General features: G+C 40.9%; 27 protein-coding genes. 14 read left to right on the top strand and 13 right to left on the bottom strand.

Annotation, left to right across the window (positions count from 1 at the left end):
* Positions 1-400: 400 nt before the first annotated feature.
* From metE to ACLFKQ_RS12145, 6 genes are all read left to right on the top strand, one after another.
* Complete coding sequence (metE, locus tag ACLFKQ_RS12170; RefSeq protein ID WP_449000070.1) at positions 401-2656, top strand: 5-methyltetrahydropteroyltriglutamate--homocysteine S-methyltransferase; 2256 nt, start codon at positions 401-403, stop codon at positions 2654-2656.
* Complete coding sequence (locus ACLFKQ_RS12165) at positions 2640-3089, top strand: hypothetical protein (protein WP_449000069.1); 450 nt, start codon at positions 2640-2642, stop codon at positions 3087-3089. Before metE ends, ACLFKQ_RS12165 begins: the two co-directional genes overlap by 17 nt.
* 24 nt (positions 3090-3113) lie before the next feature.
* Positions 3114-3497: a DUF1636 domain-containing protein gene (locus ACLFKQ_RS12160; RefSeq protein ID WP_449000068.1), complete on the top strand. Its 384-nt coding sequence runs from the start codon at positions 3114-3116 to the stop codon at positions 3495-3497.
* Between the two features lie 178 nt (positions 3498-3675).
* Positions 3676-4485 (top strand): peptidoglycan editing factor PgeF, encoded by an 810-nt coding sequence (gene pgeF, locus ACLFKQ_RS12155; protein WP_449000067.1) that lies wholly within the window; start codon positions 3676-3678, stop codon positions 4483-4485.
* An 18-nt stretch (positions 4486-4503) separates the two neighbouring features.
* Positions 4504-5136 (top strand): DUF721 domain-containing protein, encoded by a 633-nt coding sequence (locus ACLFKQ_RS12150; RefSeq protein WP_449000066.1) that lies wholly within the window; start codon positions 4504-4506, stop codon positions 5134-5136.
* Between the two features lie 262 nt (positions 5137-5398).
* Positions 5399-5671 carry a hypothetical protein gene (locus tag ACLFKQ_RS12145; RefSeq protein ID WP_449000065.1) on the top strand — a complete coding sequence of 91 codons (273 nt, stop codon included), beginning with the start codon at positions 5399-5401 and terminating at the stop codon, positions 5669-5671.
* Between the two features lie 265 nt (positions 5672-5936).
* Here ACLFKQ_RS12145 and secA read toward each other — a convergent pair whose 3' ends face one another.
* A complete protein-coding gene (gene secA / locus ACLFKQ_RS12140) occupies positions 5937-8756 on the bottom strand; it encodes a preprotein translocase subunit SecA (protein ID WP_449000064.1) in 2820 nt (939 codons plus the stop codon).
* Between the two features lie 10 nt (positions 8757-8766).
* Here secA and ACLFKQ_RS12135 point away from each other — a divergent pair, with 10 nt between their 5' ends.
* Both ACLFKQ_RS12135 and ACLFKQ_RS12130 read left to right on the top strand, forming a co-directional pair.
* Positions 8767-8994, top strand: coding sequence for a hypothetical protein (locus ACLFKQ_RS12135; protein ID WP_449000063.1), 228 nt, complete (start codon positions 8767-8769; stop codon positions 8992-8994).
* Positions 8995-9587: 593 nt separating this feature from the next.
* Positions 9588-10196 carry a hypothetical protein gene (locus ACLFKQ_RS12130; RefSeq protein ID WP_449000062.1) on the top strand — a complete coding sequence of 203 codons (609 nt, stop codon included), beginning with the start codon at positions 9588-9590 and terminating at the stop codon, positions 10194-10196.
* Positions 10197-10324: 128 nt separating this feature from the next.
* On the opposite strand, the gene ACLFKQ_RS12125 is transcribed toward ACLFKQ_RS12130, so the two are convergent.
* Positions 10325-10807: a cytochrome C gene (locus tag ACLFKQ_RS12125; RefSeq protein ID WP_449000061.1), complete on the bottom strand. Its 483-nt coding sequence runs from the start codon at positions 10805-10807 to the stop codon at positions 10325-10327.
* Positions 10808-11145: 338 nt separating this feature from the next.
* Between ACLFKQ_RS12125 and rbsK the strand changes: the two genes are divergently transcribed.
* Both rbsK and ACLFKQ_RS12115 read left to right on the top strand, forming a co-directional pair.
* Complete coding sequence (rbsK, locus tag ACLFKQ_RS12120; RefSeq protein ID WP_449000060.1) at positions 11146-12081, top strand: ribokinase; 936 nt, start codon at positions 11146-11148, stop codon at positions 12079-12081.
* 547 nt (positions 12082-12628) lie between these two features.
* On the top strand, positions 12629-13597 hold the full coding sequence (locus ACLFKQ_RS12115; RefSeq protein WP_449000059.1) for a PRC-barrel domain-containing protein: 969 nt from the start codon (positions 12629-12631) through the stop codon (positions 13595-13597).
* 383 nt (positions 13598-13980) lie between these two features.
* Here the strand turns inward: ACLFKQ_RS12115 and ACLFKQ_RS12110 are convergent, their stop codons facing one another.
* The gene (locus ACLFKQ_RS12110) at positions 13981-14268 is read right to left on the bottom strand and encodes a hypothetical protein (protein ID WP_449000058.1); all 288 of its coding nucleotides are present in this window, start codon (positions 14266-14268) and stop codon (positions 13981-13983) included.
* 65 nt (positions 14269-14333) lie between these two features.
* On the opposite strand from ACLFKQ_RS12110, the gene ACLFKQ_RS12105 reads away from it, so the two are divergent.
* Positions 14334-14915 carry a DUF6940 family protein gene (locus tag ACLFKQ_RS12105; protein WP_449000057.1) on the top strand — a complete coding sequence of 194 codons (582 nt, stop codon included), beginning with the start codon at positions 14334-14336 and terminating at the stop codon, positions 14913-14915.
* Positions 14916-14937: 22 nt separating this feature from the next.
* Here ACLFKQ_RS12105 and ribD read toward each other — a convergent pair whose 3' ends face one another.
* Positions 14938-16050 (bottom strand): bifunctional diaminohydroxyphosphoribosylaminopyrimidine deaminase/5-amino-6-(5-phosphoribosylamino)uracil reductase RibD, encoded by a 1113-nt coding sequence (gene ribD / locus ACLFKQ_RS12100; protein ID WP_449000056.1) that lies wholly within the window; start codon positions 16048-16050, stop codon positions 14938-14940.
* A gap of 192 nt (positions 16051-16242) precedes the next feature.
* Positions 16243-17118: an MBL fold metallo-hydrolase gene (locus ACLFKQ_RS12095; RefSeq protein ID WP_449000055.1), complete on the bottom strand. Its 876-nt coding sequence runs from the start codon at positions 17116-17118 to the stop codon at positions 16243-16245.
* A gap of 557 nt (positions 17119-17675) precedes the next feature.
* On the opposite strand from ACLFKQ_RS12095, the gene ACLFKQ_RS12090 reads away from it, so the two are divergent.
* A complete protein-coding gene (locus ACLFKQ_RS12090; RefSeq protein WP_449000054.1) occupies positions 17676-18677 on the top strand; it encodes a malectin domain-containing carbohydrate-binding protein in 1002 nt (333 codons plus the stop codon).
* A 282-nt stretch (positions 18678-18959) separates the two neighbouring features.
* Here the strand turns inward: ACLFKQ_RS12090 and ACLFKQ_RS12085 are convergent, their stop codons facing one another.
* Positions 18960-19187, bottom strand: coding sequence for a LapA family protein (locus tag ACLFKQ_RS12085; protein ID WP_449000053.1), 228 nt, complete (start codon positions 19185-19187; stop codon positions 18960-18962).
* Complete coding sequence (locus ACLFKQ_RS12080) at positions 19184-19537, bottom strand: DUF4870 domain-containing protein (RefSeq protein WP_449000052.1); 354 nt, start codon at positions 19535-19537, stop codon at positions 19184-19186. The genes ACLFKQ_RS12085 and ACLFKQ_RS12080 overlap by 4 nt, the downstream gene beginning before the upstream one ends.
* A 524-nt stretch (positions 19538-20061) precedes the next feature.
* Here ACLFKQ_RS12080 and ACLFKQ_RS12075 point away from each other — a divergent pair.
* Both ACLFKQ_RS12075 and ACLFKQ_RS12070 read left to right on the top strand, forming a co-directional pair.
* Entirely contained in the window at positions 20062-20604 is a 543-nt protein-coding gene (locus ACLFKQ_RS12075) for a peroxiredoxin family protein (protein WP_449000051.1), read from the top strand.
* A gap of 33 nt (positions 20605-20637) precedes the next feature.
* A complete protein-coding gene (locus ACLFKQ_RS12070) occupies positions 20638-21072 on the top strand; it encodes a DUF2358 domain-containing protein (protein WP_449000050.1) in 435 nt (144 codons plus the stop codon).
* Between the two features lie 58 nt (positions 21073-21130).
* Here the strand turns inward: ACLFKQ_RS12070 and ACLFKQ_RS12065 are convergent, their stop codons facing one another.
* From ACLFKQ_RS12065 to ACLFKQ_RS12040, 6 genes are all read right to left on the bottom strand, one after another.
* Complete coding sequence (locus ACLFKQ_RS12065; protein ID WP_449000049.1) at positions 21131-21517, bottom strand: hypothetical protein; 387 nt, start codon at positions 21515-21517, stop codon at positions 21131-21133.
* A gap of 319 nt (positions 21518-21836) precedes the next feature.
* On the bottom strand, positions 21837-22559 hold the full coding sequence (locus tag ACLFKQ_RS12060; protein WP_449000048.1) for a Crp/Fnr family transcriptional regulator: 723 nt from the start codon (positions 22557-22559) through the stop codon (positions 21837-21839).
* Between the two features lie 436 nt (positions 22560-22995).
* Positions 22996-24720, bottom strand: coding sequence for a hypothetical protein (locus ACLFKQ_RS12055; RefSeq protein ID WP_449000047.1), 1725 nt, complete (start codon positions 24718-24720; stop codon positions 22996-22998).
* 265 nt (positions 24721-24985) lie between these two features.
* Complete coding sequence (locus ACLFKQ_RS12050; protein ID WP_449000046.1) at positions 24986-25261, bottom strand: DUF2470 domain-containing protein; 276 nt, start codon at positions 25259-25261, stop codon at positions 24986-24988.
* A gap of 124 nt (positions 25262-25385) precedes the next feature.
* Positions 25386-25931 carry an N-acetyltransferase family protein gene (locus tag ACLFKQ_RS12045; protein WP_449000045.1) on the bottom strand — a complete coding sequence of 182 codons (546 nt, stop codon included), beginning with the start codon at positions 25929-25931 and terminating at the stop codon, positions 25386-25388.
* The gene (locus ACLFKQ_RS12040; protein ID WP_449000044.1) at positions 25928-26725 is read right to left on the bottom strand and encodes a cobalt-precorrin-6A reductase; all 798 of its coding nucleotides are present in this window, start codon (positions 26723-26725) and stop codon (positions 25928-25930) included. The genes ACLFKQ_RS12045 and ACLFKQ_RS12040 overlap by 4 nt, the downstream gene beginning before the upstream one ends.
* Between the last annotated feature and the right edge of the window lie 17 nt (positions 26726-26742).

The raw sequence follows: 26742 nt of genomic DNA, 5'->3' as shown, positions 1-26742 counted from the left end.
TTTAGCAGTTTTCTTGACGCTGTTTTGAGTACATTTTTTAGTGTTACTCAGGCTATAAATGCGCATTCTAATTCCTAAATTTTGCGGGAAAATTGAATAGCGACAGAGCGGTGTTTAAGAGCAATTTTAAATAAATTTATTTCGTAAAACGCGATAAACAATTCATCACTAAATAGGGTATGAGATGGCACTTATGTTAGTTAGCAAGCTACTCATACCACACAGTTTATAATGCCAATTTGTTCTCGGTTTAGTGTCGGTCGTGAACAAGAGCAATCGCAGCTTTTTCTGCTGTAAGTTTGGCATTTTTAATTGCAAAAACAGACATATTCCGTAAGGGCAATTTGCCCCTACCTTATTCTTACTTATCCTTAAAAAGCGATCGCTTTTAATCAAAAATATGAATATTTCCACAGCAACAATAGGTTATCCTCGTATCGGTAGAAGTCGCGAAGTCAAAAAAGCACAAGAGTCTTTTTGGCGCAATAAAATAACCGCAGAATCTTTACTACAAACAGTAAGAGAAGTAGAAGAGGCAAGCTGGAAAACTCAGTTAGCAGCAGGAATCGATCGCATTGGAATTGGCGATGCTACCCTTTACGATCGGGTATTAGATTGGTCGATACGTTTGGGTTTAATTCCCCAGAGATTTCAAGATTTTACGGGATTAGAACGTTACTTTGCTATGGCGCGAGGTAAAGAGGGAACTCCTGCTTTAGAAATGACTAAATGGTTTGATACTAACTATCATTATTTAGTTCCTGAAATAGATAATAATATTACTCCCGAAGCGGATTTTGCAGACTTTATTGAGATAGTAACTAGAGGACATTCAATATTAGGAAAAAAAGCCGTTCCCATTATTCTCAGTCCTGTTACTCTTTTGCGTTTGAGTCGTTTGGAAGGAGTAGAATTAGGAGATTTTTTAAACTTACTCGTGCCACTCTACCACAGTTTATTAACCGAACTAAAAGCATTGGGAATTGAGGAAGTTCAACTACACGAACCCGCTTTGGTTTTGGGGAATGCGCCTAGTCTTAAAGAACAGGTACAAACTGTCTATAACGAACTAGCGACAGTAAGAATAGACATTAACCTGGTTACTTATTTTGATGACTTGGGACAAACCTATCCTTGGGTTATAGAGTTACCCGTTGCTGCGATTAGTTTAGATTTCACGCGGGGTAGTAATTTAGACTTAATTAAACAGCATGGTTTTCCCCAAGATAAAAGTTTGGGAGTCGGTATTGTTGATGGCAGAAACATCTGGCAAATTCGCACCGATAAAGTGTTTCCCCTGTTATCAGAAATTCAAACTGTAACCTCGAATATTTCTCTACAACCATCGGCATCTTTGCAGTTCGTTCCCTATGACGCAACTAGAGAACGACAACTCCCCGAACCGTTACGTAATGTATTGAGTTTTGCCGAACAGAAGTTACAGGAAGTCAGATTTTTAGCCCGAACTCTATCGGGAGAGAATACTCAGATCGAACAAGAATTAACCGAAGACTTAATTGATGCTAATTGGGAGGTTTTCTATAAGTTTAATCCCGTTAATGAATCAGTCAAAGCTAAGGTAGATAACCTGACTCCTCAAGACTTTCAACGTTCCCTATCCTACTCCTTACGCATCGATAAACAAATTCCCCTGCCCCTCTTACCCACAACAACTATCGGTTCTTTTCCCCAAACACAAGAAGTACGGAAACTGCGCCTACAATACAAAAAAGGTAATTTAACCGAGTCCGAATATCAACAGGCGATCGCTGCTGAAATTGCTAAATGTATTAAAACTCAAGAAGAAATCGGCTTAGATGTCCTGGTACATGGGGAATTTGAACGCACCGACATGGTGGAATATTTCGGTCAGCAGTTAGCTGGTTTCGCCTTTACCGAACATGGCTGGGTACAAAGCTACGGTAGCCGATATGTACGTCCCCCTATTATCTATGGTGATGTAGTTCGCACTGCGCCCATGACAGTTAGAGAATATAAGATAGCACAGTCTTTAACCGAAAAACCAGTCAAGGGAATGCTAACCGCCCCAGTTACCATCTTGAATTGGTCTTTCCCCCGTAACGATATTTCCCGTCGCGAGCAATCCTTTCAGATTGCTTTAGCTTTACGGGAAGAAGTAGCGGATTTAGAACAAGCAGGGGCGAGAATCATTCAAGTAGATGAACCCGCACTACGAGAAGGTTTACCCCTAAAACCCGAACGCTGGAGTAACTATCTTTCTTGGGCGGTAGATGCGTTTAGACTAGCTACAGCGAGTGTCACACCGCAAACTCAAATCCATACCCATATGTGCTATTGCGAGTTTGGAGATATTATCCAAGATATCGAACGTCTCGATGCTGATGTAATTTCTATCGAAAACAGTCGTAGCAATAATCGCACCCTGCAAGAAGTTACCCAAGGGGGCTATTCCCATCAAATTGGTAACGGAGTCTATGATATTCACTCTCCTGTCGTCCCGACAACAGAACAATTAGCCAGTCAATTAAAAACAGGAATTACCAATCTTCCCTTACAGCAAATCTGGGTTAATCCCGACTGTGGACTTAAAACCAGAAGTTGGGAAGAAGTCGTTCCTGCTTTGAAAAACATGGTTGAAGCTACTAAAAAATTGCGTGATGAACTCAAATCATAACCAAGATTGGCAACAGGCGTTAATTGAAACCAACCTTCTCGTAATTGGTTACAATGCCTGGAATGGCTATTTGAAAACAGGACGAGGGGTAGTTGTTTGCAGCACTAATTCCCCTTTGCTCGATCGCTTGGGGGAAACTTTTAAAACTCACTTTGTACCCCGTTCTCGCCTAGCTGCTTTTTTGAATGCTTGGCTAGCTACGCCAGATACGGTAATTCTTCAAGGACACCACATGAACGGACACATTTTAGATGCGGTGGATAACTATAACCCCAAACAAGATGTCATCTTGCTTTTGGAATCGGGTAACAAAGTTTCCTTTTATTACCTAAAAAATCTACCCATCACTCCCCCTGAATCCCATCAAAGGGTTTGCTTTGCTTGGTCAGAATTTCAGCTACCAGCAAATCATCACCATCGAACAAAAATTTAATTAACTCATTCATTAAAAAATACCATGACTCAACACACCCTATTTGTTTGCAGCCTCTGTCGATTTTCTGAGAATCAAAACAAAAAACACGGACTTTCAGGAGGACAGCACCTAATCCAAGAACTAGAGAAAGGCTTAGAAAAATATGAGTGGCGCGATCGCATTACTGTCAAACCTCTATCCTGTATGGCTGCTTGTCGTCGTTCCTGTGCGGTAACTCTAGCTGCTAATGATAAACTGACCTTTATTTTTAACCAGCTTGCACCTGTTGAGTCTGCACCCGAACTGTTAGAATTTATCGAACAATACGTTACTACATCTCAGGGGAAAGTTCCTTACCGAGAGCGTTCTCGAACTATACAAAAAGCTACTGCCTTTATCTTACCGCCTCTAGTGAATTACCACTAATTAAGAGGTAAAAGGGGTCGCATTTTCGACTGAATGAGTTAGATCTTTAATCCAAAAAGAACACTCCCCTTCTCACTATTTCTTATTTCTACCAATCAAATATAAACCACAGTTAAATCCAGGCTCGGGAAAAAATAAACAGTAAACTATTTATTGTCGAGCGAAAAGCAAATGAGAAGTGACTGATAATAAGCGATCGCGAGAATCTCAATGGCAATGGCGCGAGTGGAATGGTTCTGGCTATTTAACCTGTAGTTTGCTGGCAGATTGGCAGCATGGTTTTTTTACACGGGAGTTTTATCCCCACACTCCCGAGCGCTTGGTTGAGGCTTTAAATTTAGATGCTGAAGTTTATCGGCTCAAACAGGTACACGGCAAGATTGTTTTAACTCCTAAAGAAATAAATCTGACCCGAGAGCAAATTCAGCAAGATAATTCTTTTGCCGATGGAGATGGCATAATTACCGATAACTCACGGCAGGCAATCTGGGTTGCTAGTGCTGACTGTAATCCCGTCTTGATTGGGGATAAATCTACAGGAAGAGTTGCTGCGGTTCATGCTGGTTGGCGAGGCAGTTCCTTAAAAATTTTACCAGCAGCGATCGCGCGATTTTTAACTTGGGGAAGTTCGCTGGAAAATCTCCGGATCGCTATGGGACCGGCAATTTCCGGAGAAGTTTATCAGGTAGGAGAACGGGTAGCAACCGAAGTTGCTGCGAGTATTGTTAGCTCGAGAGCGGCTGAGGATAGCCAGGCAATTCTCAAACAGTTGAGCGACCTACCCCATTCCCCACTTTTAGCAGACGAGCGACCGGGAAGAGTGCGCTTAGACATCAGACTGGTAAATTTCATTCAGTTAGAACAACTGGGAATTAGTCAGACTCAAATAGCGATCGCTCCCTATTGTACCTACCGAGACGAGCGCTTTTTTTCTTATCGTCGGACTAAAGCCAAAAAGGTGCAATGGTCGGGAATAGTTAGTAATTAATCGTTTGGTTGGTTAAAATTGTTTAATTCCTTAAAAAAAATCTTACCCCAGCTCGAATGTCAACCTGGCTGGGAAGAATATCGACAATATCGTCAGTTATTAGAGTGGTGGCAGAAAACTGTCGCCTCGACTACAGTCCAACATACTCGACTACTTTATCTTAAAAATAAGGTTTTGTTTGTTGCTACTTCTAGTTCGGCTCGGGCACAGGAATTATCTTTTCAAAGATATTATTTACTAAAAAAGCTCAATTCTCAGTTACCTTTTACTTTAAAAGATATTCGTTTTTCTGCTGCTCAGTGGCATCGAGTGACTAAAGTTGAAAGTAGCTCGAGCAGTACTCAGACATCTTCTACGGCTTTGCGCCAACCTTTTAAGCAAGCAAGCAATTCAGCCGGTGCTGTTGGCACTTCCTCAATCCCCTCTCGAAATCCGCAAGCTGCGGTGCGAGAATGGCTAAAGCAAGTTGAAGCGCGATCGCGCGATTTGCCTCTCTGTCCTCAATGCTCCGTACCGACACCAGAGTCAGAATTGCAACTCTGGCACAAATGCTATCACTGTATAGCCCAACAAAAATTCGAACTCTATCGTTCGATAAAATCCATAAATAATAATAAAATAAAAAAAATCATCCAAAAGCTAGATAGTTAATTATTAGCGATCCCGTATGGTTTTAACTCGTATCTATCCGTATATATACCCAAACAAACTGTCGAATAAAAAGGATATTTTTTTAATAGCTGTATATATTCATTAACCAAATATAAAAACAATATAAAAAATATTTATTTGATGGGGATCGCCAAAACCCAATACAGATCGCAGCTCCAATTGGTTATTTATGATTTAGCCCATATAGCAAAATAGAAAATACAGTTATGGACTAAAAAATTATTTTTAACCAAACATCATAATGAACATCACCAAGATTTCAACCTCTGCTTGCCGATATTGTCGTTATTACAAACCAGAAGGGCGTAGAGGTGGTGGCTGCCAAATGTTGGGTGTACCAGTTAAAAGTAGCTGGAAAGCTTGTGCTCTAGCTTGTTCGCCTTTTGAAACTAATTTTATAGAGCTAGAGGATATTTTCAACTTAGAAACCTCACTTTTAGAAACACCATCATCATTGAGTTCTAAGAAGCAGGCTGCTGCAGCGGATAAATTTGCTCATCCAGTTTCTATTTAAGCTAGAGAAATTTTTCAAGCTACAAAGTCACGACTAAATATATCGCCTTGTCGCTGCTTACAATACGGCGGCGTGCAAACTAATTAAATACAGTTGCAAAGGTTGATTTTTGAGCAAATCGAGTTTTTTTCTGTGCTTAGTATCTCTCAATACCGCTGTAAATCCGAATAATCAGTGTTTTACCTGAGATGATATTGCTACATAACTCCAAAAAATAACCAATAGGGCGAGTAATACTCGCCCTAAAACTAATAATTTATACCGCTTATACCGCTTGCGGCTGTGGTTGTGGCTGAAATTGGAAGAGAGAATAGACTACGTTGCGACGAATGTCGATCATCATCTCGATGAACATCTCATAACCCTCCTGTTTGTATTCAATCAGGGGGTCTTTTTGTCCGTAACCGCGCAACCCAATGGACTCCCGTAGGGCATCCATCGCTTGTAAATGTTCGCGCCATAGGGTATCGATTTGCTGGAGGATAAAAAAGCGTTCGGCTTGGCGCATCAAACCAGGCTGCATAGAGTCGATTTGATTTTCTTTAATGTCGTAAGCCTTGCGTACTTCTTCATGGAGGAAAGTTTTAATCTCTCCGACGGTCATGTCTTCTAGATGGACTGGTTCTAAATCTGATAGTAAATAAATAAATTCCTTAACCTTATCCACCATTTTGTCTAGCTTCCATTCTTCTGGAGGTAGTTCGGGATTGACATAAGCATCGACAATTTCACTCATGGTTTTTTCGGCATACTGAATCACCTGTTCTTTGAGGTCGAATCCTTCTAGTACTCGACGGCGTTCGGCATAAATAGCACGACGTTGGTTATTCATTACCTCATCATACTCAAATACTTGCTTGCGGAGATCGTAGTAATAAGTTTCTACTTTTTTCTGGGCTCCTTCTAAAGAACTAGTAAGCATTTTAGACTCAATTGGCATATCGTCTTCAACGCGCATCATATTCATCAACCGTTCTACCCGGTCGCCGCCAAAAATGCGTAGCAGATTATCCTGTAAGCTGAGGAAAAATCTCGTCGAACCGGGGTCGCCCTGTCTACCGGCTCTTCCTCTCAGCTGGTTGTCAATGCGGCGAGACTCGTGTCTTTCCGTACCGATTACGTGCAATCCGCCATTGGTTACTACCTCTTCGTGTTCGCGGGAGGTAAATTGTTCGTATTCTTGCAGAATTTTCCGGTATACTTCTCTGAGCTTTTGAACTACGGGGTCTTTTACAGGAGCTTTTTCCGCCGCGATCGCAATTTTTTCTTCTGCTTCTAGTTCTGGTAAGCTTTGTTCGCCGTACTCTCTTACGGCAAATTTAACTGTTTCTTTGAGTAAGTTTTCGGTTTCAGCAGCTAATTCAGTGGGAAAAATTTGGGGCGATGCTTTCCAAGTTTTGACTTTTTTGTTGCTATTAGTGCTATTGGGGGCAAAACCCTGGGGAGCTGACTTTCCACTAAGCTGGGGAGAACTCGCCATTAAATTATCGTCTTCTGGCATGACGATTTGAGGCATTAAATACTCTCTAATCTTCAGACGTGCCATATAGTCGGCGTTACCGCCTAAGATAATATCCGTACCGCGACCAGCCATATTGGTGGCGATCGTCACAGCACCTTTACGTCCTGCTTGAGCGATAATTTCTGATTCTCGTTCTACATTTTCGGGTCTGGCATTGAGCAAATTATGAGCGATTGCTTTTTCTCTTAATAGTCTCGAAAGTAATTCAGATTTTTCTACGCTCGTGGTTCCCACTAGTACCGGACGACCGTTTTCATTCATGTTGGCGCAGTCTTGGGCAACCGCCTGCCATTTACCAATTTCTTTTTTGTAAACCACGTCGGCAAGATCTGCACGTCTTGAAGGCAAGTTGGTGGGAATTACCGTAACTTGAAGATTGTAAACTTTCTCGAACTCGGTTTCCTCGGTTTTCGCCGTACCGGTCATGCCTGCTAGAGTCGGATATAACAAGAAAAAGTTTTGATAGGTAATACTCGCCAGAGTCTGGGTTTCTTTTTGAATCTTGACTCCTTCTTTAGCCTCAATTGCCTGATGCAAACCATCACTCCAGCGTCTGCCTGCCAATACCCTTCCCGTAAATTCATCGACGATCACTACTTCTCCATTTCGTACCATGTAGTTTACGTCTTTGGTAAACAGTTCTTTAGCTTTAATGGCATTGGATATATAGTGTGCCCAAGGATTTTCAGGGTCGTATAAATCGTTGACTCCCAATATTTCTTCAGCGTGAGCGAAACCTTCATCAGTCATCAAGACATTACGAGCTTTTTCGTCAACTTCGTAATCGCCTACTTCTTCTTCTCCTTCCTGTTTGACTAATTGTTCGGCAACCTGTGCTGCCTGTAAATATTTCTCTGTAGGACGTTCTACTTGTCCCGAGATAATCAACGGAGTTCTAGCTTCATCAATTAAAACTGAATCTACCTCGTCAATTACGCAGTAGTTAAAGGGACGCTGTACCACCTCTTCCATTGAGGTTGCCATATTATCCCGCAGGTAATCGAAACCTAGCTCGCTGTTGGTGGTATAGGTAATGTCGCAGGCATAGTTTTTCTTTCTCTCCATCGGACTCATTCCCGACTGAATTAGCCCCACGCTCAAACCGAGAAAACGATGCACCTGTCCCATCCATTCTGCGTCCCTTCTTGCCAGATAATCGTTGACGGTAACCACGTGGACTCCTTTACCCGTCAAGCCATTGAGATAAGCAGGAAGAGTACATACTAGAGTTTTACCTTCCCCCGTTTTCATCTCGGCAATTTGTCCTCGATAGAGGACGATACCCCCTAGTAGCTGTACGTCGTAGTGACGCATCCCCAAAACTCGAACTGCAGCCTCTCTAACTACGGCAAAAGCTTCTGGCAATAAGTCTTCGAGTATTTCCTTAATTTCTTCGTCGTTTTTAGCTGGTTCTAGTTGTTGTTTAAATTCTGCGGTTTTAGCTTTCAGTTCCTCATCCGATAGCTTTTTGATGTCTTCTTCGAGTAAGTTTATTTCCGCTACTATAGGCTGAAACTTTTTTAGTTTGCGGGCGTTGGGATCGCCAAACAGTTTTTTTAGCATAATAAATAAATTGATTATCAGTATTTTTATCTATCTCAGGGAGTTGCGATCGCAGCTTGATTATTTTTTTGCCGTCTTATATTTATTTCACCAACAGTCCAAGGAGGGCGTATCGCCTAGAGTTTCGCCGGGCGCGGGGCTTTCAAGGACTCGAATTCACTTCGAGTCACAGCCCCTTGTTTATGCCGCCCGTCAGGGTGCGGAACTTGTCTCCGCAGTAATCTCCGATCTTCTCTAAAATAATGTTACCATTTTGCCCAATTTCTCTGTGTTTTACTATGTCTGCTTCCATAGCGTGAAATTACTACCTATATGCTTTTTGCTAGTACTTCTTTACTCACAAATCTATTTTTGTGACTACTTTTAGGCTGAAGCGGTACTCCAACAGTCTTCATTTTTAATTCTAAAAACTTGCTATTTAGCCACTGAAATTGAAACTAAATGATTGACTTCAAGCAATTTTAGATCCTGGGTAATCGTAATCAATTCATTTTTAGTTTACTTAAAGCTAGTAATTTGAATTAGCCGAAAGTAAATTCTCAATCTTTACTAGATAAATTTTACAGCCAAGCTACGAAATTAACTCCATTATCCAAGCAAGTTGAAAACGGCAGGCGAGCATTGGTCGAGTTTTTGACCTATGATTAGAGAGGACACAACAGTTCGAGCCATCGTGGATATTTTAGTTGGCTAATTTTTCCGAACCCTGACAGAGTGTCTCTTTTTAGTTTACTTCGAGACTATCTCTACTGGCTTAATTACGTTTGACCATTTTTTGACTGTCTAATTTTTGACTGAGTTTGAGAAACGAGTAATATTTTCTTTCTTGAGATGGATATTTTAACTAAAACTATTTCTGCGGCAGAAAACTACGTCAACCAAGTAACTAAAACTGCCAGCGAGCGGTTAGATGCCTGGAGAGAAACAGCTCAAAATTCGGTTGAAATTACTTTAGAAAAGACCGATAGTTATATCATAGACAATCTTCAATCCTCAGTGAGTTCGGCGATCGACAGTTGGTTTGCCGAACATCCGTTTATTTTATGGCTGGTGCATCATCCCCTAATTACCTTAATTGGTTTTACCATCACTGCGATTTTGACCGTTAGATTATTAGTTATCATCTATGTTTCGATCGCCACTGCAATCGATCGCTTGTGGTTGTGGATTTTAAAATCTCCCTTGAGATTAGTCAAAGCTTTATTTGGTTGGGAAGTTAAAGCCAAGAATAACAATAGCAATACCACCATTACCAATTACGAGGTAACAACTAATTCCCAACAGTTAAAAGAGATTTGCGATCGCCTCGATATTTTGCAACAACAACAGCAGCAAATTATCCAGGAAATTGCTCGCCTCAAACAACAAGAAAAACATATCGAGTTAGAAAAATTCCAGCCAATACCAACACTTGGCAACAAAAAACTGTTTGTGAAATAAACAAGATCTTTATGCTTTATGTAGATTTGGTTTTGTCTAACGACAAATTTAAAGCTGAATTTTGCTCAATTTACTCTCTCAATTCAAGATTAATTTTTAAAAATTTTCAGATTACTAAACTGCTAGCTTCAATTGTTTACGGTAATATAATCCAGCCTTTCAGCATTGGGATGACAGAGATTACAACTTTGATGAGTAGTCGGTTTGGGTAAATCTACCTGGGGGTGAAGTGCTTTTAAGTAACGAGAATTAGTGACATATTCAGGTGTAGTTTCTCCTGCTATCAAGGGACGAGAATTATTTTTTAAGTAACTCCAGATCAAACGAGTAATTACCCGATTTGGTAAAGATATAGATGTACCATAGTGATTGGCAGGATTATTTAAAATTTGCTCCCAGGTCTTAGTCGGTAAAACTTCTGCAGGAATGGGTAAATGACAACCACTACAACTAACGATATATACTTCCTTGGCTAGCTGAGAATTGGCATTTTGAGCCTGGGTTAAATTAGAGCTTAACAGCAAGCCCAAAGCGATTGCTGCCAACCAAACGAAGCTAAATCGAGCAATAAATTTAAATTTTTTACAGAGCACTTGGATACAATTCTTCATATTTTTTTTCAAATATCGCAGCTTACTTATAGGTTGTGGTTTATATAGCAATCCAAAATAGAATAAAACAAAATAGTTTTGTCAGTTCCTAGTTCTACATGGCTGAAATCCATTACTCCCTCAAATCGAATAAAACTACTATATAGATCTTTATTATTTCATTGAGGGTTGAGCATAAATCAGATCGCACTGAATACTGACACCTCTTTTCGATTGCGCTGGCATCAGGCAAATTTTCCATTCCTGAGCTATGAGGTTTTTTTTGACAAAATAAGGGATAATCGAAAACAGATTTTAACTAAAAACCAATTCACAGCATCATATCGAGATTTTTTGTAATGACCGTCGTTGTCTTCGGCAGTATTAATTTAGACCTTGTAGTAGAAGTTCCCCATCTACCAGTACCAGGAGAAACTGTAATTGGCAATCGCTTTTTTTCTGCTGCCGGAGGAAAAGCAGCTAACCAAGCTGTAGCTGTCGCTAGATTGGGGACTTCAGTCAGTTTGGTCGGTCAAGTTGGAGACGATAGCTTTGGTAAAACTTTACTCGAAAGTCTCTCGACTGCAGGAGTAGACATTAACGGAGTAACTATCAATCCCCACGTCCATTCAGGAATAGCTTCGATCGCAATCGATCGACAAGGTACTAACACCATTGCCTGTGCTGCCGGAGCGAATAACTTAGTTAGAGAGGAAGAAATCAAAAAGTTTCAAACTTTGCTTCCGCAGGCAAAAGTAGTTTTGATGGAATTGGGAATTCCTTTAGCCTCAATTTTAGCTGCAGCCAGAGAATCTAAAGCCCATAACTGTTATACAATTCTCGATCCCGCTCCTGTGATAGCTAATCTGCCCGATGAACTCTATCGCTTAGTAGATCTGATTACTCCTAATGAAGTCGAGGCAAGTCAATTAGTAGGCTTTACAGTAGATGGCATAACTACTGCTAGGCAGGCAGCATTTTGTTTGCATCAAATGGGAGTCAAAAATGTAATTATCACTTTAGGCAGCCAGGGAGCTTTTTACAGTAGCGCGACGGAAAACTTTTGGGTAGAACCAATTTCCGTACCCGTAGTCGATACAGTTGCTGCAGGGGATGCGTTTAATGGCGCTTTGGCAGTAGCTATAGCTTCTGGAAAATCTCTGCGAGAAGCAGTTCGGTGGGGGACGGTTGCTGGTGCTCTAGCGGTTACTAAAAACGGCGCACAAACTTCTCTGCCTACTCGCGATCGCTTTAAACAACTGCTGGCTCAGACTTTTTATAGTAGTCCTCAATAATTGCAGCAATTTTGATTGTTTGTCCTGCTTGCCGTCCGCTCTAAAAAAATAGATGGTTCTGGTGGATATTTGAAGTGTTTTAGGTATCTATCCCAGACAACTACTAAAATTCACAGATAGCTTGGTTACATCTGCCGGAACTCTCATCACCCAAAGCCTTGAACTTAGATTAGATCGATAAAACACCAATATACTTGCCAAAAGGTTATATTCATGCTCCAATGAGGCAAATACTTTGGGATTAGTTAGAATGATTTTATAATTAAAAGTAACATTTATGGCATGATGTAGAGACTCAAACTCGGTAGTTACAGAATAACTTTTGTCGCGTACGGTAAACAAGTAAGCTTAGTGGAGTAGAAACCTCAAAAATTTTCGGTCTTGCTCGCTAAGCCCTCAAATGACACTAAATGCAATAGGTACTCACCTTAGCAAAATTATTACACTATACCTTTTCAATAACAACTGTAACCATTCCGCGCCATTTAAAAATTACCTTTTAAAAATAACAAGTGCAAGCATCAGCTTACATAAACCAAACAATAAAATGACAACTGAAAATACACATCTACGTTCTGAATTTCTCAATACTCAGGTAATCGCTCGTAATAGTGGCAAGCGATTGGGAGTAGTTAAAGAGATATTAGTAGATATAGACCGCAGAGAAGTAATTGCCTTGGGTTTGCGAGACAACATCCTCTCGCTGTCTGGTATACCAAAATATATGTATCTTGATAGCATTCGCCAAACTGGAGATGTCATTTTGGTAGATGATGAAGATGTTATCGAGGATATCGCTCTAGAAAGTTTCACTAAGTTGACCAACTGCGAAGTAATTACTGAAGCTGGAGAACCTCTTGGTAGAGTAAGAGATTTTCAGTTTGATGTTCGAGATGGCAAGGTTTACTCGATCGTCATTGCTTCTATAGGTATATCCCAAATTCCCGAACAACTGATTAGCACTTACGAACTATCTATTGAAGAAGTTGTAAGTAGCGGTCCCAATCGATTGATTGTCTTTGAAGGTTCCGAAGAGAGAATTACTCAACTTTCAGTAGGGCTTTTAGAACGCCTGGGTATTGGTCGCCCGATTTGGGAAAGAGAACAGGAAGAATATTATCCTCAAACAATCAAAGCCGAAAACCAACTGGGTACTGGTGTGCCAGTAAATCCTCCTATTTCTACTCCAGTCCCCGAACGAACTCCAGTAATGGAAGAACGTTGGGATGAGGATGATTGGCAGGAAGCACAAGTAGTTCCACCAGTAAGCCAGCAGGCTGAAGCAGTTCCTTACGAAGAGTACGAAGAAAGTAATTGGCAAGAAGTAGAACCTGAAGAAGAAGTATATGATGTCCCCATATACGAAACTCAAACTCCCGCTAAAGAGTATGAATATAATACTCCTTCTGAAGATGTTTGGGATGATGATATCAAACCAGAACCATACAATCCTCCCCCAGTTAATATTCCCGAAAAGCAAAAAGCACCCGAATACGAAGAAGAACCGGGCTATTAGAGCATAGTATCGTTAAAGGCGGACAACCAAGTTCGCCTTTACTATTTTTACTATTAGAGATAGAGAAATTTTAATCTCATACATAAAAAAATGTGTGAGAGCTAATCTTAGAGACAGTTTATAAAGTACATCTTAAGACGGATTACGGCGAATAGCAAATCGAAAGACTGATTCTAGAAAAATACTCGCCCAACTCAACCTATACGAGCATTTAATTTTTGTTTAACAAACAGTCTTCTATATTACCTAGAACGTCAGTTAACGTGAGTTCGACAGAGGCTTAAAGCCTGATTCTTTCGTAAGCTGAAACTATTATAATTTTGTTAAGAGACTAATAATTTCTGTTTTTATCGAACTCCCGTTCAGTTAGTAAGTTAGTAACTTTATATCTCTGTTAGTAAGACTCTAGCAATTTCCTCTCGTTCTTGGGATAAACTTAGGAGAGATTCTGGTTTACCACTACGCCGATACCAGTAACGAGCATTACTCAAATCTCCCTCTTTGCGATGCAAATAGGCATGAACCCAAGCACTATCTTCATCCCCAGCAGTATCAATGGTTCGGTGAGATTGATGCCAATCATCTCGATAGTCATACCATAATGCTTGTAGTGCCAGAGGATAGCTTTTTATCTCTTGCTGAGTTAGTCGTAAAAATTCTTCAACAGTCATAATAATTTGCCAAAATTCAAACTTAATTAGACAAAATATTCTATAGTTATCATTCTGGTCACGATATGTGGAAATTTCAAACAGAACTGCTAGAAGACGATCGCCTTTACAGAATTTCCCTTTTTTCTGACGAGCGACAGGTTACCTACTCTGAGGTAATCGAGTTATGGCAACACGATAACAGCTTTCGGGCGTTTTTTATTTCTTTATTAGGGGATACTTCCTTAAAAGCTTATTTTTGGGAAACACCGCCAGTAACAAATTCTACGGTTAATCGAGCATTTGAGTTTGTTCTGGTAGACAGTCCTCAATTAGCTAGAGTACGCTCCGATCCGAGTCATTTCAGACAGTATTTTTATTCGGCAGAAGAAATCGTAACCTTCCCCAATCTAGGCAATGACGCTCTACTAATCGTACCATGTCCTATTGCCGAAATATCTACCTACCCTCATCTTGCCGCGTTCATGCGAGCAGCACCCATATCTCAGCAGCATTTATTATGGCAAACTGTGGGTAGAGAAGTTCAACGGAGGCTTAACCAGCAACCCCTCTGGGTTAGTACCTCGGGGGTAGGAGTTTACTGGCTTCATGTTAGATTGGATTCTAAACCAAAATACTACTGTTTCGAGCCTTATAAAAAGATATGAAAAGATATGAAGTAGGACTCTATTAAGTAGATTCGATATAACCTTCAATTAAAATATCTGTATCGACATTTTTAATCGTTGCCCTTTCTAACCGAAGAGCATCAGTCATTTTCGTCAAACCCAAATCTCCTATAGGAGAAGGTGCGATCGCGCCACCGATAATTTTGGGGGCGATAAATGCCATTACTTTCTGTATCGCACCATCGGCGATCGCTTGTGCTGAGAGAGTTCCACCGCATTCCCATAGCACTTGGGATATTTCTCTTTGATATAGGTTCTGCATTACCGCTTTAGGAGTCAAACGAGGTAGTTTGATAATTTCTACACCACGAGCAATTAATTCAGTTTTGAGTGAAGGATTAAAATTGGGTTCGGTATAAACCAGCGTGGCAGCGAACTCGGTTTGCCACAGGTGGCACTCCCTGGGTAAATTTAAGCTGCGACTCATGACTACTCTCAGAGGATTGCGATCGCTAGTTCCATGACTGGTTAACTGGGGATTATCTTGGCGTACCGTATTGCTGCCAACAATTACGGCATCGCAGACACTTCTAAGTTGGTGTACCAGATGACGTGAGGCTTTACCAGTAACCCAGGCACTGTGTCCCGTACTAGCAGCAATTTTGCCGTCTAAAGTCATAGCATATTTAAGGATGCCAAAGGGCTGATGGTATAGAGTGCGATGGATAAAAGCCTCATTTAGTTGACGACAGGCAGTTTCTTCTACCCCAACGATTACTTCTATTCCTGCATCCCGCAGTTTAGCAATACCGCCTCCCGAAACGCGACGATCTGGATCGATCGTGCCTACAACCACTTTAGCCAATCCAGCCGCAATTAAAGCATCGGTACAGGGCGGGGTTCTTCCATAATGATTACACGGTTCGAGATTTACATATATCGTTGCACCTCTAGCTCGTTCTCCCGCAGCTTGCAAGGCAAAAACTTCACCGTGGGGTTGTCCTGGTTGGGGATGAAATCCTTCTCCAACGATTTTGCCATCTTTTACTACTACCGCACCTACCATTGGATTGGGTGAGGTTCTTCCCAAAGCGCGACGCGCTAGTTGCAAACATCTTTGCATCATTTCTGAGTCGAAAGGCGATCGCTGGTTAGAGTTTGATTCTCGATTCATCGGTCAATTTAAGTAACGCTCGACGACATTTTTTGGCATTTTAAATCTGAGAGAGGAGGCGGCTAGTTTACATGATAAGAATTTATGTTAATTCCAAATTTTTAGCGATGCTGAAATTTTCAATCCGTCACTCTCTCAAGTTAAATACTATTGTTGCACTCGTCTAAGCGTTATTGATTTAGCAATGCTCGACTAAGCTGCTTGCTGCATCCAGTCGAGACATTTAGCCAACTCCTGCTGCATTTTTCGAGCATCAGCATGATAGCGTCTGCCGTGACCGGGCAATACCCATTCAAAGCTATAGTTAGTCAACTTAGCCATCGATTTGACTAATTCCGACCAAGAGTACCAACAAACACTACGAAAAGCAATCAGCTGGTGATAGTTATCCGACCATGCCAAATGATCGCCAGTAAATAAGAATTTGTTGTCGTACAGCAGAATGGTATGTCCTTTAGTATGACCTGGTACGCTAATAATCAGGAGGTCGTCAGCTAGGGAATAATCGTCAGTACCAGTTAACTGAATTTCCACATTTCTAGTCTTGGAAGAAATTTCATCCCGATGCAAAATGCGATCGCAGCCAAAATGTTCGTGAAACTTACGATGATCGGCAACATCATCGCGATGAGTGAGATACATAAATTTAATTCCCCCCATCTGTTCGATTTGCTTGACCAATGGTGGTGTAAAACGAGGAGAATCAACTACAATATTACCTTCCGGACGCTGAATTAGATAACTCGCCGCACCAAAAGAAAGTTCGGAGTGATAGCCGCAGTGATACACATTGTCTGCTACCAACAGGGGAAATCTCGATTGTACTTCTTTAATATCCTGTGGTTTTTCTACCGTACCGATCGAAGCTGTCGGACAAGCCAATAGTGCCTCAAGTGCTGAGATGCGTTCTTCTTCGTTACTGGGTTGATGGTATACTGCTGACTGTGAACCCTTCTGACGATAGACGCTTGGAGCCATCCAACGACACGTATCGCAGTTGATGCAGGAGCGATCGACATAAAAATTGCCGCTCACATTTTGGGAACGTCGCTGCTGTAATTTAGCCATATTTATTAATTATTAACTGAAGGAAAATTGGTAGGAGTCTTAATGTCTCTTGCTCGATCGCTCCTAACTCTCGTCCTCACACGCAATTACATATCCCTATCGTAACAAATTGGCGATCGGCTGAATAATTAGGTTTACTCTATTCGATGGATGAGCTTGTAGTAGTTCGATCGTTATTTCATTGAGCGATCGCTCCAAACTTCAAACTTCAAACCTCTTTAACACCGTTGCGGCTATTTTTCGAGCTACCGAGACTAGAGAAGATGAGGCAGGAGCGAAGAGTTGAAGTAGTTATAGGGTTGAAGTACTCTGAGCAAATCTTCAGAGTTCCTGCCTAGACAAAGACTTTTTTCGGGACGATTGTCTTCTTGCTCTTGATTTACAACCCAGCCGTTTGCTTGCTTTTCTTGATATTTTGTATATCCAACAATCCTAAAAATTAGCCAAAACTTTAAATTTAAACTCAAAGATTCACTGATGTCAGCGATCGAAATAGTGATTTTAATAGAAACGTAAGTTACAAAACCAGATATTTATTGAAACTACTTTAGATTGCCATGACAAATTTTGATTCCGAACCTATTTTAGAAAGTATTCCCAAACTATTTATCTCCAATGCCGAGGTAATCGAAGGTAACGATTTCGAAGGTAACGATTTCAATAATGTTCTAGAATTCACCGTAACTCTAGATCGACCATCGACGGAAAGTATTTTTGTCATGATGGAAGCCAGCGGTTACTTGCCCGATGAATATAACTACTATCTTCCCAATGATGTTGCTGATTGGGACGATATGTATTACATGACTATGGAAAGTTTGATTTTTGAGCCTGGAGAAACCGAAAAAACCTTTAGCGTACAAGTTTATCCAGATTTAGAAATCGAGAATGATGAAGAAGTTTTCGCTACCGTAAGCTATGTTGACGGCAATGTTGAAATTGCTGATGGTTTGGGTATCGGTACGATTATTAACGACGATTTTGCAACCGAAAATTTAACATTTATTTCCGAATCCTCTACTGCCGAACCATCGCTACAATATCGAATTAATGTCGGTGGGGAGCAAATTGCCGATGACCTAATGGACTGGAGTGAAGATACCAACAGCAATCCTTCAGTTTATCGAGTAGGAGATGGTGGTGCTAGAATTTATCAAAAAACCACAACTAATATCGATCTAAGTGACGAAAGTTTGCCTACTGATGTCCCAGAAGCAATCTTCAAAAGCGAACGTTGGGATCCAATTTCTGGCTCAAATATGCAGTGGGAATTCGATGTAGATTCTGGTAATTATGAGGTTAGACTTTACTTCGCAGAGATTTATCAACCAATTGATGTAGCTGAAGAAAGAGTTTTTGATGTAGCGGTGGAAGATTCTGTACCTGGTGTATTTAATGATGTAGACATCTATGCTAGCGTAGGTCAGTACTCTGGATTTATGTTATCTCACACTACGACGGTGTCCGATGGCAGCCTCAGTTTAGAATTTATCCATGACATTCAAAATCCAGCTCTTAAAGGAATTGAAATTTTCTCTCTCGGTGAAACAGTTATTTGAGAGTTTATTAATGGATTAATTACTCTCGTGAGTCGATTTCCTTGCTACTTTTCTGATGAATAGCTCGTGTGTTTAATCCTGTTTAAATTTAAAGAGCGATCGCAGAAGGATGAGAGGTCAAAGATAAATTATCTGGATTTTCTACTTTATTTAATACTCACATCTTGCACCAGTACAAAAAACTGAATAATTAAAGATTGATAATCAATTTGAGTATTTTAACCCTCAAATCTTATACCTATTACCTCACTTAACTAGTCAATTTAGACAAGGTGCAAGATCTCAGTAATATCGCCTTTTTCCTCTTTGCCACAGGAGGGGTAGTAAAGAGCCTAGTATCATACCTACACCCGCACTAAAAGCTAATAAAACTCCTACAGGAAAGGAAATTGATTCAAAAGTAATAAATTTAAGCGATACTGGTTGAATATTTTGAATCGAAAAAATAGCGATCGCACCGATCCACAGCGCGATCGACAAGGAAACTAATAATTTGGCAACCAATCTCATATCACGCGAAAAATAAACGGATAGCGAAAAGCACGCTCTGAATTATTGAGAGCATGGATAATCGCCCAAATTGATAGACCCCAGTGATAGACTAACCAGATAGGTCCAAGAATGAAACCTAAAAGACCAAAGGTAATAAAAGACAATACCGCAATTACAATGCCAATCGCCCAGACATTGAGGTGAAAGTTAATCGCTTCGGTAGCATTTTCCTTAACTACTGCATCTTCTGAAATAAAGAAAATTGCTACGGGAATTCCTATTGAGGCAACCAACGCACTGATGAAAATAGAAGCGTGACAACCTGCAGAAAGTAACTTCCGTTTATCTAAATTTGAATCCGCCTGCATTCGTTTTCCTCAAAATACCTACGAGGTCATTTTATTCCTAATCAATTCTACCATCTTTGTCTGAGGGCGGTTTCTTTGCTGACTTACTTGTAGGTAAATTCTGGTAACGGTCTTTTAAATATAAATACTGAAGCAGAATTTTTTCCGTAAATTTGCTGGCGACTAAAATCCGACATAGATTTATGGTTAAAGAGTAAGAGAAAATTTTGTCGACGGACGTTTTTTGAGCTTAGCCATATAGAAAATAGAGTGTCATATCTGTCGTGCTTTAGCGGCCACTAAGGCACGATTTTTTTGAGCATTTTTAAGCTGGTTTTGCTGGTTGTTGTTTATTATCTGCGATCGCCGAGCTTGTCTGGTTGTAGTTTAAAGTATTATTTAGTTTTGCTAAACTTACTTACCGGATATTGCTGAGATCGCGATTGTTGTGTTTCTTTTGGCCTCCCTACTCAAGCAAATGAGAATTGGGATGAACTTAGGTAAAATTAAAAAAATAAATATCAAATGATTGATTGACTTGTATCGTGACTAGAAATACAGGACTGTTGAATCGCCGTTTTGCTTCAAATTTTGTGCCCTTGCCTCCTTTTCAAGTGCCAGCAATAGGGGCGATCGCACCAGACTTTAGTTTGCTCCAAGTTAGAGGTGGCGAACGGGTGCGGCTTTCAGACTATAGAGGCAAACAGCCTGTAGTGTTGGCATTTACACGCATTTTCACCGAAAAATTATTTTGCCCTTTTTGCTATCCCCACATTCAAGACTTGAAAGTACGGTATCGAGATTTCAGTGGTAAAGGAGCAGAACTACTGACGATCGCCAGCACCGATCCAGTGCAGAGTCAGGAAGTTGTCGAAGCACTCAGCTTGCCTTATCCTTTTCTGTACGATCCCGACTGCACTATCTTCCGCCGGTATGGAGTGGGGCAAGCTCTAGGAGCACCTTTACCGGCTCAGTTTATCGTCGATCGAGAAGGTCGAATTGTCTTTCGACATCTGTTTTCCTTTACAGACAGTAACGCAGAGACAGATACTATTTTAAGCGAGTTAGCTCGGCTTTCGAATAGGTAGTGGTTGGCGAAAAAATTTCTAGAGGAGAGAGATTTGTCAGAGAGCGTCTATCAATTGCAAGTCGAGCAAGCTATTGAAACTCTTAAAAGGGAACTGCCAAGCTTGTTTGTCAGCGACCTTTCCTACGATATTTACACCCAAGATATCTATTTCCAGGATCCAGTTAATACTTTTAAAGGTAAGTTGAATTATCGAATTATCTTCTGGACATTGAGATTTCACGGCAGGCTCTTCTTTACCTCACTCTATTTTGACTTACACGACATTAAGCAGACTGCATCAGATACAATTTTGGCTAACTGGACGGTGCGGGGTACTTTACGGGTACCTTGGCAAGCTCAGATCCTGTTTAATGGCTATTCTAACTATAAGCTTAATGTAGAGGGTTTAATTTACGAGCATCTCGATACTTGGGATCGCCAGCCAAGCGCAATTCTCAAACAGTTTTTTCGTAGTGGAAAGAAATGAAATGTACAGTCAATTTTAGGGCGTTTTTTCTAGCAGTTTTCCATTGGTTAGTAAAAGCTTATATATTATTTTCAAAACACAGACGATGCAGAAAATCAAATAATTGCTCGGCATCTTCGAGATAAAGTACGTATCGATCGCGGCTGATTTTAGTTACCGTACCTTCTAGCTCTGATGGATATTTGTCAGCTAAAATTATTACAGGCGGAGGTTGGGAAAATTTACTTTTTTGGTAAATGTGTTGGACATTTTTCAAACACTGAGAGAGTGAAATATTGACCTGATTAATTATAAATATCTCGGGACGTAAGTTCGCAGAACTCATCCAATCAATCGCGTTTTCTCGGTCTACTACAACTATTACTTTATAACCTTCATTACGCAGATTTTTAACTAATATTGGTCGGGTTTCATCATCTTCTTCTAATAGCAAGATTGTAGTCATTTAATATTATTTATCCTTGGTTTAACTTAACAATTTGGTATTTAATCAACGCTGTTTAAAACCTGAGTTCGATGCAAAAATTAAAATCTGCTTGAGGTTGAGTAAAGGGGAAATAGGGAAGGGGAAAAGGCTGATTTTTCGTTCCTTTACCCTATCTTTAAACTTATGTCGAACTGACGTTGTTTAAAACGTCTTTTTAATCGGCTAAAAGCAAGTAGAGCTAAAGGCGATCGCTTGCCATCACTTTGATTTGGATAGAGTTTGTTTGAAGGAGATTCTCGCTCGATCCCGGTTAACAGGTAGTTGGGACTAATCTTTTTTATGTTCCCAGCAACCGATTGTATTCATCTTTGACGACCCGAAAACATTCACAAGCACAGTCCCTCAATCCCTGGAGATCGAGAATTTCGATATGACCGCGACTATACTTAATAATGCCCCGATCTTGTAATTTTTGGGCGGCTTGAGTTACTCCAGCGCGGCGTACCCCCAACATATTGCTAACAAACTCTTGAGTTAAATAAAGCTTGTTAGACTCAACACGGTCTTGAGATTCTAATAACCAACGTGCCAGACGTTCTTCTAAAACATGAAGTCGATTGCAGGCAGTAGTTTGTGAAATTTGAGCGATGAGAGCTTGAGTATAGCGCAGCATGACATCGCGCAATGCTGAATTTTGTTGAAACAGCGATCGCATTATGGGCGCATCGATTTTCAAGGCTCGACCGGAAATTTGGACGATATATTCTGTTTGAGTAGCTTCGGCATCGCCCATCACAGCATTAATTCCCAAAACATCGCGATTACCAACTAGTCCAGTTTCAGCAGTAGTGCCATCATTCATCGTCGTAGTAATCGAAATCATACAATCGATGGGAAAATAAAGCTCCTCAATTGTTTCTCCGGCTAAATGCAGAATTTCACCTTGACTGAGATAAGCCAGCTTGAGGTGTGGTTCGAGCTGATAATAAACTCCTTCGGGCAAAATTGCTAACAAATGATTTTGGGGTTTTTCCTGACGCTCTTGTAACTTGACTATCATGTTAGATCTGCTTACTTTAGCCTGTGATATTTTAAGCATATCAAGAGATTCGAGCGAATTGGTCGAGAAGAAATCAAAGTTTAGCAGTTTCATGAGTTACAGCAGTTTTCGTTTGGGCAGACTATATTTCGATCTGAAGCAGGAGGCAAAGGAAAATAAAGTCGCTCGGTCGTGCTCTATTCAACTGAAAAGCGCAGTAATTTTGTAAGTTTCTCTAGCTCTTTGTTCGAAATTCTGGTTTTGAATAGAGACTCGAAAAATAATTTATAAAATTTTAGTTCGCTCTGTATAGTCTCTACCTAAGTCTGGATCGATGGTGATTGCGGTCGGGACTTATCCAGTTGAATAAGTCTAATTTAAGCTTTTTCCCACTTAAATACTAGCGCTCGATTATCGGTAATTCAGTACGTTGATGTACGGTAAAAGTTGTTTGTTTTTACCGAGACAAAATACAGTCGGCGGCAAGTACATCGAAGCCATTACTGGCAAAAACCGAACAGCTATCTTTAACAGTGCTCAAAGCAGGAATATTGCCTCGTTCGAGACTTTTAATTGCATTTTGAGCGACTGGCTGATGTTGTTGAATCCAGTTATTATCTTTAATGTATCCAGGGGTAAAGCTATGGTGCTCGATCAGGAAAAAATCGATGCCGTACCTGCGAATAAAATGTTTGACTACTTCGATTTTGGGACTATACTGAGCGACAATTAGAGCGATCGCTTTTTGACGAAAAGGCAGGTAATATCCTAAATGATAGGGAATGGCATATTCGGGACTGACCAAGATCGAACGCTTGGCAAAAGTAGGCAAATAGTCGGCTTCGGTAGCTAAGGAGGCAATTAAAATGTTTTTCGGCTGCTGCTGCAAAAATTGATATAAAGCAGGTTGGTCGCCAGTTTTATATTTGGTCAGAGGGAAATTATCCAGCAATAGGGGATAGTAAAAAACCGTTCCCAGCGCGATCGCCACGGTCAAGGATAAGAGGGCGAATTTCTGGACTAGAGTAATAAAATTCAATCTAGCAGGAGTTACTGCTCGCTGGAGTCTTTCGAACAATGCTGCTAGTAGTGAGGTAATGGTAATCCCCGCTGCTATAACTAAAACAATCCGAAAACTGTGATCGCTATAGCGACTGGGAAGATGTAGAGTAAATAATGCAGCGTGAGCCACAGCGAACATCAGTATCGATACGACAACTAACTGGAGCAAGATTCTGATATTTTGATTAATTTGCTTGACTAAGGTAAATTGTCGAGGGAATTGGTAGATTATTGGCAAAAACAAACCAAAGGCTAAAGTAGCCGGATTGAGTAACTCTTCTGATGTGAGTCCCGCTCTTCCTCCACCAACTAGATATTCCCACCAATGTTCTTTGAAAAAGCTCGCTCGCCCGTGAGCATAAAAGTCTGGTAGCTGCCACGCTTCAGCGCGAGTAATCGTCGGCGCAAATTCGGAACTATAGAGCGCGTATGGTAGCAAGATGACAAAAGCCGTTGCCAAACCTACAAAACAGAGCAAATAATCCTGAGAATCTTCAGAAAATTTTGGCGTTTTACCCTGCCATTCGACTAACCGAAAAATCAGCATTGCCCCACAGAGAAAGACGTATTGAGGATAAAAAATTCCCAGGAGGGCGATAGTTAAAGCGCAGGGAAGTAAAGAACCTTTGGTTAGATAGTATAAAAATGCCAAAAAGAACGGATAGACAAACGCTCTCGGCGTAGCCGAAATCAGATCGTCTTTCATCCACAATGCCTGGTTTAACAGCACCGTAGTGATAAAACAGCCGCTAGGAACGGGAAAGATACGCCTACAGAGTAAAAAACAATAACCACTACTAACGAGGGCGATCGCCACAGGTAACAGCTTATTAAACACAAACGGATCGATGCCAAAATCTGTTGCCCACCGGTAAAGCGCCCGATATCCCAAAGGTGCGACAGATTGAAAATAATTGGCGATTGGATCTTGGGGAAATAAATCGCGGTCGACATAGCGCATCATCCAAAATACGTGCTGTCGCGCATCATCTTGAACCACGTATTCACCAGCAAAGGCTTTTTGTAGTGCCAGTAAACTATAAATTGCAGCAAAAGTTAGACTCAAATATAACCAAAATCGCCCTTGCCGCTCGCTCTGCAAAATAGCTAGTTGTTTCAATTTATCATCCCTGACAACAATAACCTCCGACTGATTACCATCGCCAATAAGTTCCCAATAGTTAACAATCGGTAAATTATCTCGACGTTCTACTTTCCTGATGACTAGTCACTAATACCTAATAGGGACTACGCACTTGCCTCCTAAACCCCCTGCCTCTCTAATAATCTCCCCAAGTTTGGGGGATGGGGACTTAGAATTTGTTTTCCCCCTGATTTGGGTAGTAAGGGGCGAATCTGATTCAACTGCGTAAGTCCTGACCTAATTAACTTCTAGCTTGCTTGAGCATATCGATTAGGGTGTGGTGCGCGTCCTCAGCATCTGCTAGAGTATGGTCGAATTCTACTCTAACCGGAACGGTTTCCCCTGCTACCTGCACCGACAGGTTCATTCCTTGGGGATCGATAGAATTCATTACCGCCGACTCGGCTTGAGGTGAATTGCCATAAAGTTTGGCATAAAGAGTTACCGCATCGCTATGATCTTGGTTCATGTGTTTGCAGATGCGATCGCTGATAGCGGGAGTAATAGTTTCAGACATCTAAATAAATTAAATAAATATTTCAATTTCGATAATAGTCCAGAGTCAGCCTCAAAACCTACTTCAGAATCAATTCCGAGTCCCATCTGATAATTATATTACTTTAAGTTAATGGACATAAATTTTAATAATCTATGGCGGTTGTCAGGGTTGATGCTTGTCGTATGTCAATCCATCCTATAGCAACTACGTCGAGTACTGCATTTTCCCTTCGTATCTGGTTGCGATCGACGATCTTACCGCCCAAAGCCTCGTAGAATTTGCAAGCAGGGTTATCAGCTAAAACCCAGACTAACAGAGATTTAAATCCGAGTCGCGTTAAATCGTCTGCAATTTTACAAAAAAGAACTTTGCCGATGCCCTTTCTTTGATACGCGGGCAAAATGTAGATAGCATAGAGTTCGGCTTGGTAAATTGAATTGCCGCTTCTTTCTCTACCTCCGTCTGCAAAAGCAATAATTTCGTTTTCGGAATTTTCTACTACGTAGATCGGATGATTATTGGTTGATGCTTCAGCCAGAATTTTTCTCCAGCTAGTTTCTCGTTGCTCGTAAGATAATTTAGCTAAATAATCATCTGGAATTATGCCTCTGTAGGTATCGAGCCAAGTATCTACATGAACTTTAGTGATCGCTTCGGCATCTGTCAGTTTTGCTTCTCGAATAATCATTTCGATCTGTTTGGTAAATAGCGTTGACAAAAAGCAACGACTTCATCAATACTGTCGGTTTGTTGGGGATAAACTATTTTAGGGCGATCGATAATTACCAGGGGTACATTTAACTTAGCCGCTACCTGAGACTTGATTGCTTCTCCTCCCGCTACTCCAGAGGCTTTAGTTACCACTAACCAAATCTTCCACTGTTGCCACAAAGCCGCTTCTAATTCTATGTCTATCGGCGGACGCAAACAGATCAGGCGATCGCTGGTAAAACCAGAGGCTAGGGCAATGTTTAATGATTTTGGCTGGGGTAAAATTCTGGCAAATAAGGTGGCGCGCTCCTGCCAGGTTTTAAATAGGGGTAAAACTTTACAGCCTACGGTCAACAATACTCTTTGTTGCTGTAAATATTCCCCTGTCAGTAAGCTCTCAAAACTATCTAATTTGATTATCGACGAATTGTGGGGTTGAGTTCTGGCGATCGCTTGCCTTTCGTAGCGTAAATAGGGCAAATTGAGCTGTTTAGCGGTGGCGATCGCGGCTCGGGAAACTTCTACAGCATAAGGATGGGAGGCATCGATAATGGCAGCAATGTTATTTTTTTTACAAAAATTTTCCATCGCAGCAGCATCCATTCGTCCGCTGACTACTTGAAACTTATTAGGATAGAGCGATTGCGCAGTTGGACTGACGACGGTGATAATGTATGGTAGTCGAACCTCAGATGTAAAATTAGTAGCGATCGCTTCGGCTATAGCTACACTTTCGCTCGTACCGCCGATCGACCAGATATTATCGGTCATTCAATCTTGAGAGATTC

It is taken from the genome of Myxosarcina sp. GI1(2024), assembly GCF_053543375.1.
This window is presented reverse-complemented; position numbering and strand designations above follow the sequence as displayed.

What these genes read in the sequence shown, in the direction of transcription:
- ACLFKQ_RS12040 (WP_449000044.1), bottom strand. Translation starts at nt 26,725, where the DNA reads ATGACCGATAATATCTGGTCGATCGGCGGTACGAGCGAAAGTGTAGCT.
- ACLFKQ_RS12080 (WP_449000052.1), bottom strand. Translation starts at nt 19,537, where the DNA reads ATGCAGGCGGATTCAAATTTAGATAAACGGAAGTTACTTTCTGCAGGT.
- ACLFKQ_RS12095 (WP_449000055.1), bottom strand. Translation starts at nt 17,118, where the DNA reads ATGGCTAAATTACAGCAGCGACGTTCCCAAAATGTGAGCGGCAATTTT.
- ribD (WP_449000056.1), bottom strand. Translation starts at nt 16,050, where the DNA reads ATGAATCGAGAATCAAACTCTAACCAGCGATCGCCTTTCGACTCAGAA.
- ACLFKQ_RS12145 (WP_449000065.1), top strand. Translation starts at nt 5,399, where the DNA reads ATGAACATCACCAAGATTTCAACCTCTGCTTGCCGATATTGTCGTTAT.
- ACLFKQ_RS12085 (WP_449000053.1), bottom strand. Translation starts at nt 19,187, where the DNA reads ATGAGATTGGTTGCCAAATTATTAGTTTCCTTGTCGATCGCGCTGTGG.
- ACLFKQ_RS12045 (WP_449000045.1), bottom strand. Translation starts at nt 25,931, where the DNA reads ATGATTATTCGAGAAGCAAAACTGACAGATGCCGAAGCGATCACTAAA.
- ACLFKQ_RS12105 (WP_449000057.1), top strand. Translation starts at nt 14,334, where the DNA reads ATGTGGAAATTTCAAACAGAACTGCTAGAAGACGATCGCCTTTACAGA.
- ACLFKQ_RS12115 (WP_449000059.1), top strand. Translation starts at nt 12,629, where the DNA reads ATGACAACTGAAAATACACATCTACGTTCTGAATTTCTCAATACTCAG.
- ACLFKQ_RS12165 (WP_449000069.1), top strand. Translation starts at nt 2,640, where the DNA reads ATGAACTCAAATCATAACCAAGATTGGCAACAGGCGTTAATTGAAACC.
- ACLFKQ_RS12110 (WP_449000058.1), bottom strand. Translation starts at nt 14,268, where the DNA reads ATGACTGTTGAAGAATTTTTACGACTAACTCAGCAAGAGATAAAAAGC.
- ACLFKQ_RS12090 (WP_449000054.1), top strand. Translation starts at nt 17,676, where the DNA reads ATGACAAATTTTGATTCCGAACCTATTTTAGAAAGTATTCCCAAACTA.
- ACLFKQ_RS12050 (WP_449000046.1), bottom strand. Translation starts at nt 25,261, where the DNA reads ATGTCTGAAACTATTACTCCCGCTATCAGCGATCGCATCTGCAAACAC.
- rbsK (WP_449000060.1), top strand. Translation starts at nt 11,146, where the DNA reads ATGACCGTCGTTGTCTTCGGCAGTATTAATTTAGACCTTGTAGTAGAA.
- ACLFKQ_RS12125 (WP_449000061.1), bottom strand. Translation starts at nt 10,807, where the DNA reads ATGAAGAATTGTATCCAAGTGCTCTGTAAAAAATTTAAATTTATTGCT.
- metE (WP_449000070.1), top strand. Translation starts at nt 401, where the DNA reads ATGAATATTTCCACAGCAACAATAGGTTATCCTCGTATCGGTAGAAGT.
- secA (WP_449000064.1), bottom strand. Translation starts at nt 8,756, where the DNA reads ATGCTAAAAAAACTGTTTGGCGATCCCAACGCCCGCAAACTAAAAAAG.
- ACLFKQ_RS12130 (WP_449000062.1), top strand. Translation starts at nt 9,588, where the DNA reads ATGGATATTTTAACTAAAACTATTTCTGCGGCAGAAAACTACGTCAAC.
- ACLFKQ_RS12060 (WP_449000048.1), bottom strand. Translation starts at nt 22,559, where the DNA reads ATGATAGTCAAGTTACAAGAGCGTCAGGAAAAACCCCAAAATCATTTG.
- ACLFKQ_RS12160 (WP_449000068.1), top strand. Translation starts at nt 3,114, where the DNA reads ATGACTCAACACACCCTATTTGTTTGCAGCCTCTGTCGATTTTCTGAG.
- ACLFKQ_RS12065 (WP_449000049.1), bottom strand. Translation starts at nt 21,517, where the DNA reads ATGACTACAATCTTGCTATTAGAAGAAGATGATGAAACCCGACCAATA.